At 73.6% G+C, this 10,820-nt stretch carries 6 protein-coding genes; 2 read left to right on the forward strand and 4 right to left on the reverse strand.

The window, feature by feature from the left end; translation table 11 throughout:
- Positions 1-14: 14 nt before the first annotated feature.
- Positions 15-2,831 carry a BTAD domain-containing putative transcriptional regulator gene (locus tag IE271_RS39265; protein ID WP_308435257.1) on the reverse strand — a complete coding sequence of 939 codons (2,817 nt, stop codon included), beginning with the start codon at positions 2,829-2,831 and terminating at the stop codon, positions 15-17.
- Between the two features lie 523 nt (positions 2,832-3,354).
- On the opposite strand from IE271_RS39265, the gene IE271_RS39270 reads away from it, so the two are divergent.
- Both IE271_RS39270 and IE271_RS39275 read left to right on the forward strand, forming a co-directional pair.
- Positions 3,355-6,150, forward strand: a complete 2,796-nt coding sequence (locus tag IE271_RS39270; RefSeq protein WP_190195231.1) for a helix-turn-helix transcriptional regulator — start codon at positions 3,355-3,357, stop codon at positions 6,148-6,150.
- Positions 6,151-6,155: 5 nt separating this feature from the next.
- On the forward strand, positions 6,156-7,373 hold the full coding sequence (locus tag IE271_RS39275) for a 3-deoxy-7-phosphoheptulonate synthase (RefSeq protein ID WP_190195235.1): 1,218 nt from the start codon (positions 6,156-6,158) through the stop codon (positions 7,371-7,373).
- A gap of 81 nt (positions 7,374-7,454) precedes the next feature.
- On the opposite strand, the gene mhpA is transcribed toward IE271_RS39275, so the two are convergent.
- The 3 genes from mhpA to IE271_RS39290 form a co-directional block, all read right to left on the reverse strand.
- A complete protein-coding gene (gene mhpA, locus IE271_RS39280; protein WP_190195232.1) occupies positions 7,455-9,155 on the reverse strand; it encodes a bifunctional 3-(3-hydroxy-phenyl)propionate/3-hydroxycinnamic acid hydroxylase MhpA in 1,701 nt (566 codons plus the stop codon).
- Positions 9,152-9,937: an arylamine N-acetyltransferase family protein gene (locus IE271_RS39285; RefSeq protein ID WP_190195233.1), complete on the reverse strand. Its 786-nt coding sequence runs from the start codon at positions 9,935-9,937 to the stop codon at positions 9,152-9,154. Before IE271_RS39285 ends, mhpA begins: the two co-directional genes overlap by 4 nt.
- A gap of 5 nt (positions 9,938-9,942) precedes the next feature.
- The coding region (locus IE271_RS39290; RefSeq protein ID WP_190195234.1) for an acyltransferase domain-containing protein at positions 9,943-10,820 on the reverse strand (878 nt) is incomplete at its 5' end.

Here is a 10,820-nt window from a genome sequence, read left to right on the forward strand (position 1 = left end):
GACGGCCCGCCGGCTCAGCCCAGCCGGCGGTCCGTCCGCCGCCGTCCCCCGCCGTCGCGCAGGTCACCGTCCGCAAGGCTGTCCACCATGCGCGCACGGTGGGTGAGCAGCCAGGTCCGTTCGGGTTCGCCGGGCGGGCAGCGGTCCAGGGCGTAGTCCAGACAGCTGACCGCCCGGTCGTCGTCGCCGGTGGCGGCGGCCCGGGCGCTGGCCGCCACGAGCGCCTCCCACGCCTGCCGCTCCAGGGCCTCCACCGGCGCGCCGTCCGCCTCGGCGAGGGCGATCGCCCGGTCGTAGTGCAGGGCCAGCAGGTCCGGCCGCACCGAGTCCAGCAGGCTCGCCCAGTTCGCGGCCCGCAGATGGCGTTCGAGGAGGACCCTGCCCGGCAGCTGGGCCAGGACGACGTCGCGGGTGACGGGGTAGCGGAAGGCGTACTCGATGTCTCCGGGGATGCTGCTGCGGTGCACCCGGCGCAGCAGGTCCCGTGACTCCAGGTACTCCAGGACGCGGGTGACCTCCTCGGACTCCCGCAGGCTGACCGCGCCGACCGCGGAGCGCCACAGCGTCTCGCCGACGACCGCCGCGTCGCGCAGCACCGACTTGGCGACGCTGTCCACGGTGTCGAGCTGGGCTGCGGCGACGGCGCGCACCGTCGGCGGATGGACGGGGCGGTGCCGGGCGTCCACCGCGGTGGTGCGGGCGTACTCCTGGGCGAACAAGGGGTTGCCGTCGGCCAGCGCGGTCCGGTCACCGGCGTCCTGGGGACGGCCGGAGGCGGCCTCGATCAGGGCGTGGGTGGCCGTGGCGGACAGCGGTGCCACCGTGATCAGGGACGAGCGGCGCTTGGCGCAGCCCCAGCCGGGCGAGGCGTGCAGCAGCTCGGAGCGGGCTCCGACGACCAGCAGCAGGCCCACCGGACCCAGCCGCACGGTGAGATCCTCGACGAAGCCCCGCACGAAATCGGCGGCGCGGTGGAAGTCGTCGAGCACCACCACCAGGGGGTGTTCGGCCGCCGTCTCCTCCAGGACGCTCCGCACGGCGTCGAGGACCTCCTCGCGGGTCACCGCCTCGTGCCCGCCGCCGGGCCCCTCCGGGGAGGCGGCGGGGGTCGGCAGTCCGAGGCAGGCGGCCAGGGCGGCGACGGTCCGGTCGGCGTCGGGCGCGTGCGGCAGCAGACGGGCCACGGCTTCGGCGAGTGCGGGCAGCACGGCGGCCCCGGCCGCGCCGGGACGGACACCGGCGCAACCGCGGACCAGGCCGGCGAGCGGCTCGTAGGGCGTGTGGGCGTCGAAGGCGGGCGCGGCCGCGTACAGCACCCGCGGTGGGGGATATTCGGGGTCGTCCCGCGGTGCGTCGGCGCGCAGCGTCGCGGTGAACTCGCCGATGAGGCGCGTCTTGCCGATGCCGGGCTCGCCGACGACCGTGACCAGGTGCGGCAGCCGGCGGCGCACGGCGTCCTGGTAGGCGCCGCGCAGGATGTGCAGTTCCCGGGTGCGCTCCAGGAAGGCCGGTTCGGCGGACGCGGGCGCGGAACGCGGTCTGCTGGTGGTCAGGCGCCACGCGCCGGGAACGCCGTCCGGCCGGGAGGCGTCGCAGAGGGAGCCGACCGCCTCCACGGTGGCGTCGCACGCCCACACCTCGCCGGAGGGCACCTGGGGCAGCCACTGGTGGCAGGAGTCCAGCACCTCCCCCGTCACCTCCACCGGTTCCGGGGCGCTGTCGTCGTACGTCACGACGACCTCCCCCGTTCCGACGACCAGTTGGACGGTGAGCCGTTCGTCGTCTCCGCCCGGCCGCGAGCCGAGCGACACCAGGCGGCGGCGCAGGGCCAGGGCGGCGCGCACGGCTCGCTCGGGGTCGTCCTCGTGGGCGCGGGGCGCGCCGAAGATGATCATCCACACGGAGCCGAAGGCCCGGCGCACCGAACCGCCGTAGTGCGCCGCCTGTTCCTGGAGGGTGCTGGTCAGTTCCTTGACGGCGTGGTCGATGCGCCCCGGGGACGGCACGTCGCCGTCGGGGGTCGTCCAGCGGGTGCGCACCATCACCACGCTCACCCGGCGGCACTCCACACGCTCCCACGACTCGCGGTAGGGCCGCGGGGACCGGTCGGGGCCAGGGGGCACGGAGGGTGCCGGCGGATGGTCCCGCCGAGGGGGCGACAACGCTGTCGAAGCGGAGGCGGCGATTCCACGGGAGGCCGGGGCGCGGTACGCGGGCGACGGGACGGCAGGTCCTGTGCCGACGAGTTTCAGCGCGAGGGCGGGATCGTGGCTGAGGATCGCGTGCTGCAACCGCTGGAGGTTGCGGCCGGGCTCCAGGCCGAAGCGGTGGGCGAGCAGGTCCCGGGCGCGCCGGTAGCGGGCCAGCGCCTCCGGCTGCCGTCCGCAGTTGTACAGCGCCACCATCAGCTGGGCCACCAGGCGCTCGCGGGTCGGCTCGGCCTCCAGCAACGCCTCCAGCTCGTCGATGAGTTCACGATCGCGCCCCAGCGCCAGTTCGGCCTGGAAGCAGTCCTCGTACACCGCGAGCCGGGTGCCGCGCAGCGCGGTCAGCTCGGGCCAGGTGATACCGCTGTCGGCGACGTCGGCGAGGGCGGGACCGCGCCACAGCGCCAGGGCGTCGCGCAACTGCCGGGACGCGGCGGCCCAGTCACCCGCCGCGAGGTGCGCACGCCCCAACGTGACAAGTTCATGAAATCGCGTCAGGTCGAGCTGTTCCGGCTCGATTCTCAGGATGTATCCCGGCATCGTGGTATCCAGCGAGACGCCTTCGCCGTCCGATGCCGCCCCGCGGAATACCTTACGTAATCCGGCCACTGAGTTCTGCACCATTTTCCGCGCCGTGGACGGACGGTCGTTCCCCCATAGCGTCGTGATTATCTCGCTGGTACTCACCACGCTATTCGCGCGAAGCAGCAACACACCCAGCAGCGCACGCTGCTGAATTCCCCGTATCGCGACCTGCGTGCCGCCGGAGATTACCTCCAGCGATCCCAAGACATTGAAGCGCAACGTCAGCCTCCCCCAGCCCGACCACCGCACCGACCCAAAAGTCACTCGGGTTCATTACACCATGCCCGCTACACAATAGTTCGAACACGCGTCCCCGACCATCCATGTGGCCGATAATGGCCTGTCACGCATTTCACACGGCACTTCTCGAAGGCGCCTCCACCCAAAACCACGGATGTCGCCGGAGGTGGACCGCGCATGGGCGGTGAATTCCCGGCCAATGGGCGCGAGCCGACCATGATGGCTCCGGCCCGAGACGGGAACGGCAGCGTCGCCGTGTCCCAGAGCCGTCGTCGACCGGCGGCCGGCGGCCGCACGAGTGACAAAGTCCGGGAGTTATCACGTGGCTTCGCTGCTGGAACGTGACGCACACATCGACCGTCTCGACACACTGCTCGCCGACTGTCTCCACCAGGCCGGCCGGGCCGTCCTCGTCGAGGGCCCGCTCGGTACCGGCAAGACCGAACTGATGCGCGTCTTCGCGGACCGCGCGGCCGCACGGCACGACGTCCAGGTCGTCACCGCGAGGTGTTCGGCACAGGAGCGGGCGCTGCCGTTCGGCGTGGTCGGCCAGCTCTTCCGCGCCGCCGATTGGTCCGCACGGCCCGCCGAACAACTGATGGCACACGTCGGCACGACCACCCCGACGGCACCGGCCGCCGCGACCGGCAACGCCCCCTCCCCCGCGCTGCTGCACGCGTGCCGGGAACTCGCACAGCCGGTGTTCACGGCGGCAGCCGAGACGCCGCTGCTGATCGCCGTGGACGACATCAGCGACGCCGACGAGGAGTCCCTGCACTTCCTGCGGCACCTGGTACGGCACCTGCCGCAGAGTCGGCTCCTGCTCCTCCTCGCCGACGGCACCACCTCATGGCCCGAGCGCCGCCGGCTGCACGCCGAGCTGCTGCGCCACCCCCACGTCCACCGGCTGCACCTGCCCCTGCTGTCCCGCCCCGCCGCGCTGCGCCTGCTCACCGAGGAACTCGGCGAGGACACGGTGCGGCGCATCGGCGGCGAGCTGGCCGACGCGGCCGGAGGCAACGCGCTGCTGCTGCACGCCCTGGCCGAGGAGCAGCACACCGGTCCCGCACCGCACTACGGGCCCGCCCTGCTGCGCTGCCTGCACCGGACGGATCCGGGCGTCCTGCGGATCGTACGGGCGCTGGCGGTGCTCGGCGACGACGCCGAGGCCGCGGACGTGGCACACCTCACCGGCGACGACGGCCCCGAGGCGGTCACGGACGTCCTGGCCTCGCTGACCGCGGCCGGCCTGTTGGACGACACCGGCCGACTGCGCACCGACGACGCGCGCACCGCCGTCCTGGACGACCTGCCCCCGCACGACCACACGCAACTCCGCCTGCGCGCCGCCCGGCTGCGACACGAGTCCGGCGCCGGGGCCGAGACGGTGGCGCAACACCTGGTGGCCGCCGACAGCGCCCAGCCGGCCTGGGCGGTGCCCGTCCTCACCGAGGCCGCGGAACACGCCCTGCTCGACCACCGCCTGCCCTTCGCGGTGGACTGCCTGCGACTGGCCCACAAAGCGACGTCCGACGAACGGGCCAGAGCCGTGATCCGCTACCGCCTGGCCCAGGCGGAGTGGCGGTGCAACCCCTCGGCGGCCGCCCGCCATCTGATCGCCCTGACCGCCGCCGTCCGCGCCGGCCACCTCGGCCCGGACGAGGCCCTCTCGGTCGTACGGCAACTGCTGTGGCACGGACGCGGCGACGAAGCGGTGGACCTGCTGGACCTCCTGCGCGACCGGGCCGGGCAGGCCGATCAGCAGACGCCGGCCGAGACGGGCGCGCTGCGCGACGTCGAGGTCTGGCTGGCGTACACCCATCCGGCCCTGGCCCGGGGCCGCCGCCCGCCCGCCGTACCCGCCGGTCTGCGGCAGACAGTGGTACCCGGCATCGACCCGCACCTGGGAACCGCGGCGGCGCTCGCGGACGCGCTGGCCGGCGGCCGGGCGGCCGGCGCCGCGGGCCGCGCCCTGCAGACCCTGCGCGAGGGGCAGCCGCACTCCGGCACGGTCTGGGCCGAGGAGGCCACGCTCCTCGCCCTGCGGGTGCTGGTGCGAACGGGGCGCACCGACGACGCGGCCGCCTGGAGCGAGCGGCTGCTCGCCACCGCCGAGCGGCACGGCATCCCCACGAGCGCCGCACGCTACGCCGCCGCACGCGGCGAGACCGCCCTGCTGCGCGGCGAACTGGCGGTCGCGGAGGAGAACTGCCGGCTCGCCCTGACCCGCCTGAGCCCCGCCGCCTGGGGCATCGCGGTCGGACTGCCGCTGAGCACACTGGTACTGGCCGCCACCCACCGCGGAGAGCACCGCACGGCCGCCAAACACCTGACCCACGCGGTGGGCGAGACGATGTTCCAGAGCCTGTACGGACTGCACTACCTGTTCGCCCGGGGCCGTCACCACCTCGCCACCCAGCACAGCCACGCGGCGCTCGCCGACTTCCTCTCCTGCGGCGAACTGGTGCGCGGCTGGGGCCTGGACGCCGCGGGCACGGTGCCCTGGCGCACCTACGCCGCCGAGGCGTGGCTGCGGCTCGACAACCGCGACCAGGCGTGGTGGCTGATCCACGAGCAGCTCAGCCGGCCGGACGCCGACCGGGCGCCGGTCCGCGGACCGGCGCTGCGGCTCCTGGCCGCGGCCGGGCCCCCGGGCCGCCGGATACCGCTGCTGACGGAGGCCATCGACCTCACCGAGTCGTCCGGCGACCGCTACGAGCAGGTACGGGTACTCACCGATCTCAGCCGCGCCCACCAGGCGACAGGCAACAAGCGCCGCGCCCGTCTGCTGCTGCGCCAGGCACTGCACGTGGCGAACATGTGCGGCATGCAGCCGCTCGCCCGGGAACTGCTGTCGGTCTCCGGCGACCTCGACGGCGGCGTCCCCGGCGACGAGGACGTACGGCCCGACAGCGGCATCGGATCGCTCACCGAGTCCGAACGCCGGGTCGCCTCACTGGCCGTGCTCGGCTACACCAACCGCGAGATCGCCCTGCGCCTCTACATCACGGCCAGCACCGTCGAACAACACCTCACCCGGGTCTACCGCAAACTCGGAGTGCGCCGCCGCAAGGACCTGCCGGCCGATCTGTGGGCCAATCTCAGGAAGACGGGTTGACCAGGATGACCGAGACGCCCACGACGTACGGCGGTGTCGACCCCGCCCTCGCCCGCTCACTGGCCGGCAGAACGGCCGCCCAGCAGCCGCACTGGCCGGACGAGCGACGCGTGCGGGAGGTGCGGGCCGCGCTCGGCGCACTGCCGCCACTGGTCGCACCCGCCGCGGTCGACCGGCTCACCGAACGGCTCGCCGAGGTGGCCCAGGGCCGCGCGCTGCTCCTCCAGGGCGGGGACTGCGCCGAGACCTTCGCCGGGAACACACCCGAGCACCTGCGCGCCAACCTCAGGACCCTGCTGCACTGCGCAACCCTGCTGGAAGTCGCCTCGGCACTGCCCGTGGTGCCGGTCGGACGCATCGCCGGACAGTACGCCAAGCCGCGCTCCCGGCCGGTGGACTCCGACGGACTGCCCGCCTACCGCGGCGACATCGTGCACAGCGCCGCGGCGACCCCCGAGGCCCGCCGCCCCGACCCGCAGCGGATGCTCACCGCGTACGCCGACGCGGAGGCCGCGCTCGACGTGGTCCGTGCGACGACCGCCGAGACGCACACGGAACTGTTCGCCGGTCACGAGGCGCTGCTCCTCGATTACGAACTCCCCCTGGTGCGTGACGGGTACGGGCTGTCGGGCCACTTCCTGTGGATCGGCGAGCGGACCCGCGACCTCGACGGCGCGCACGTGGCGCTGGCCCGGCACATCGCCAATCCGATCGGGCTGAAACTGGGGCCGGGCGCGACTCCCGCGCAGGCCCTCGCCTACGCGGAGGCGCTCGACCCGGACCGCAGGCCCGGCCGACTGACCCTGATCAGCCGCATGGGCGCGGACCGGGTGTCCGACGCCCTGCCGCCACTGGTGGAAGCCGTGGCGGCGGCCGGGCACCCGGTGGTGTGGCTGTGCGACCCGATGCACGGCAACACCCACGCCACCGCGTCCGGGGTGAAGACCCGGCACTTCGATCGGATCCTCGCCGAAGTGGACGGATACTTCGCCGTGCACCGGGCGCTCGGCAGCCATCCCGGCGGCCTGCACCTGGAGTTCACCGGCGACGACGTCACCGAGTGCCTGGGCGGCCGGGAGGACCTGCGGGAGGACCAGCTGTCGCAGCGCTACCTCACCGCGTGCGACCCCCGGCTGAACGGCCGGCAGTCCCTGGACCTCGCCCGGCTGGTCGCGGAGATCCTGCTCCGGCGGCCGATCCGGGGGGACGCCGTACGCGTCTGAGCCCCGGAAGGGACACAGCGGGACACAGTTGGGGGCGGGCCCGGGAAGGGCCCGCCCCTGGCAGTGCCGGGCCGCCTCGCCTCAGGAGCCCAGCGCGGTGCGCAGCGCGGTGACGACACCGGCCAGGCCGGCGCGGTCGGAAGCGGCACCGTAGACGTAGAAGTCCGGCCGGACCAACAGGGCGGCCGCACGGGCGGCGGCCAGATAGGGGAGGTAGACGCCGTCGGTGTCGGCGACACAGCCCGGCGCGGGTTCGGCCCCGTCGTCGGCCGTCACCCGCACGACACGGGTGCCCAGACCCTCCAGCCAGGCACGGTCTGCGTCGTCCAGCAGCGCCTCCGGCCGCTCGGTGGTCAGCAGAACGAAACCGCGGCCGACGACGTCGTCGAAGCGGTCCGCGGCCTCTCCCGCCACCCTGACCCTCCCCTGAGGCACCAGGTCGCCGGCCGGGAAGGAGCCGTGCCGCAACCCTGTGGTCAGCGGCTGCACGGGGGTCCGCGGCCGGGCCGCGCCGACGGCGCTGCGCCGGGCCCGCTCCTGGGCGGCCAGCATCGCGGCGTCCCGGTCCCGGGCGGCGGCCGGGTCGGTCTGACAGATGACCCGGCCCAGATCCATCGACATGGTCAGCGCATGCCGCACATGGGCACGCCGTTCGCTCGTGTAGGTGTCCAGCAGTGCTTCGCCGGCCCGCCCCGCGAGCACCAGGTCCAGCTTCCACGCGAGGTTGGCGGCGTCCCTGAACCCCGAGCACATGCCCTGGCCCGCGAACGGCGGCATCAGGTGGGCGGCGTCGCCGGCGATCAGCACACGGCCGCGGCGCCACCGGTCGGCGTAACGTGCCTGGAAGGTGTAGACCGCGTGCCGCAGCAGGGTGGCGTTACCGGGCGCGATGTCGAACAGGGACAGCAGCTTCCAGACGTTCTCCTCGGTGCCGAACTCCTCGGCGGACTCGTGCTCCAGCCGCATGAACTCCCAGCGGCGGTGCCCCGGCCCGGCCGACACCGCCGTGCGCGGCCGGGCCGGGTCGCAGACCTGGAGATTGTTCGGAACGTGCTCCCTCTCGTCGTGCAGTACGACATCGCAGGTCAGCCAGTCGTTGAAGAAGGCGAAGTCGGTGACGGTGCCCCCGATGGCCTCGCGCACCCGGCTGTTCGCGCCGTCGCAGCCGACCACCCAGCGGGACGTGACCGTGCCACCCCCTTCGCCCTCCACGCTGAGCACCACCCGGTCGCCCCGGTCGGCCAGGGCGGTCACGGTGCGACCCCGCAGCACCCGCAGGTTCGGCGATCGTTCACCCTGGGAGGCGAGAGCGGCCTCCAGACCCGGCTGATACACCGAGGTGGAGTCGGGCCAGCCCGAACGGCCCCGGTCCTCCACGTCCACCCGGAAGAGGGTCTCCCCCCCGGCGGTGTGCCACACGTAGTCGCGGGAGGACTCGACATGCGGGGCGAGTTCCCCACCCACACCGGTGGCGGCGATGATCCGGGCGGACTCGCCGTCGTAGGAGACGGCGCGCGGCATGGGATACGGCCGCGGGAACCGTTCCAGCACGGTCACACGGTGTCCGCGGGCGGCCAGCAGGAGGGCGGTGGCCTGCCCGACGGGGCCGTAGCCGACGATCACGACATCGGTGTCGACATCGACGCCGGCGCCGATGCCCGCGCCGGCCGGTACCGGACCGCCGGCGGCCGCGCCGCCTCCCTCAGCAGGCGCGCCCCACTGTCCGGCAGTGCCGGGACCGCGGCCGTGCGGTCCCGGAGCTGTGGGGTACCCGCCGGTCATGACGCCTCCGTGGGCCGGCGCAGGATCTCGGCCAGCACCCGGGCGTGGTCGCCGGGGTCGACGACGCCGCGCATCCGCTCGTGGCCGTCGTCCACGGTCACCAGCCGTTTGCCGATCAGGATGCGCTGCCCCCGCTCGAAGGCCCGGCCCCGCACGACGATGCCCGCACCCGACAGCTGCCGGGCGAACCGCTCCAGTTCGGGCGACGGCACGCCCCAGTCGGCGTACTCGCGCGGCTCGGGACGGAAGCGGTACACGGCCTGCCAGCCGCCGGAGCGCCCCTTCCGCTGCACCACGTGGTAACCGCCGTCCCGCACGATACGGAAGTCGGTGCCGTACTGGGTGGTGACCTCGTCGACCGCGAGGCGCAGCGGTTCGAGGTAGGACGGGCCGACGAAACCGACGTCGGTCAGCCAGACGTCGTCCCCGACACGGGCGAATCCGAAGACGTGCTCCATGTCGGGGCCGAAGGCACCGTCGGCCTGCCGGATCCCGGCGGCGAACACCCCTGTCGGGTAACCGAGGCCGCGCAGCAGGGCGCTGAACAGGCCGTTCAATTCGTAGCAGACGCCGCCCCGGCCACCGGTCACGACGGCGTCGAAGGTTGCGTCGTGGTCGATGTCCACGCCGGCCCACAGCGACGTCCCGCGACCGGAGTTGAGAGAGGAGTCGTACGGCACGGTCATGAGGTGCCGTTTGTGCAGTTCCCGCAAGGTGTCGACAGTGGGTTCGCGCGGCCCGTCGTACTCCAGGGCCTTGAGGTAGACGTCGATGTTGAACATGCCGCTCACTCCCCTTCGCCGTGCGTCCGGTCCACCACAGGCGGCACGTCCTCGCCACCGTGTTCCCGCGCCAGCAGGTCCGCCAGATACCGGGCGAGCGCACCGGGCGTCGGCTCCTCGAAGATCAGCAGGGCGGGAAGCTCCAGGCCCGTGGCGGTCTGCAGCCGGTTGCGCAGTTCGACCGCGGTCAGCGACACGAACCCGATGTCGAAGAAGACACCGTCCGGCGCGACCGAGTCCGACGTCTCGTGCCCGAGGACGGCGGCGGCCTCTTCCCGGATGAAACCGAGCAGCAGCGCCTCGCGCTCCTCCGGACCACCGTCCCGCAGTCGGCGGGCGAACTCCACCCCCGCCTCGTTCTCCTCCTCGGCGTTCGATCCCGCTCGCGTGCCGATGTCTGTACCGGTGCCTATGTCCATGACGGGTTCTCCCGGGGCTGTCGCGGCGGGCGCCGACGCCAGCCAGTAGTGCCGGTGCTGGAACGGATAGGTGGGCAGTTCCCACGGACGGACACGGGCGGTGGTGCCCGTGAGGAGCGGGACCCAGTCGACCGCGGCCCCGCGGACCTGGAGCTCCGCCGCGGAGCGCAGGAACCGGTCGAGGCCGCCGTCGTCGCGCCGCAGGGTGCCGGTGACCGCGTGCCCGCGCACGCCGGCGGCCTCCAGCGTCTCGACGACGCCGTGCGCGAGCACGGGGTGGGCACTGACCTCGACCCAGACGGAGGTATCACGCTCGGCCAGCGACCGGACGGCGTCGTCGAACCGCACCGTCCGCCGCAGATTGCGGTACCAGTACCCCGCGTCCAGCTCCGGACCCTCCAGCCACCGACCCTCCACCGAGGAACGGAAGGGAACGGCCGCGCGCTGCGGCCGGATCCCGGCCA

The sequence above is a fragment of the Streptomyces minutiscleroticus genome, assembly GCF_014650875.1.
Classification (GTDB): Bacteria; Actinomycetota; Actinomycetes; order Streptomycetales; family Streptomycetaceae; genus Streptomyces; species Streptomyces minutiscleroticus.

Coding starts and splice junctions, on each gene's coding strand:
- IE271_RS39265 (WP_308435257.1), bottom strand. CDS start 2,831: ATGGTGCAGAACTCAGTGGCCGGATTACGTAAGGTATTCCGCGGGGCG.
- IE271_RS39275 (WP_190195235.1), top strand. CDS start 6,156: ATGACCGAGACGCCCACGACGTACGGCGGTGTCGACCCCGCCCTCGCC.
- IE271_RS39285 (WP_190195233.1), bottom strand. CDS start 9,937: ATGTTCAACATCGACGTCTACCTCAAGGCCCTGGAGTACGACGGGCCG.
- mhpA (WP_190195232.1), bottom strand. CDS start 9,155: ATGACCGGCGGGTACCCCACAGCTCCGGGACCGCACGGCCGCGGTCCC.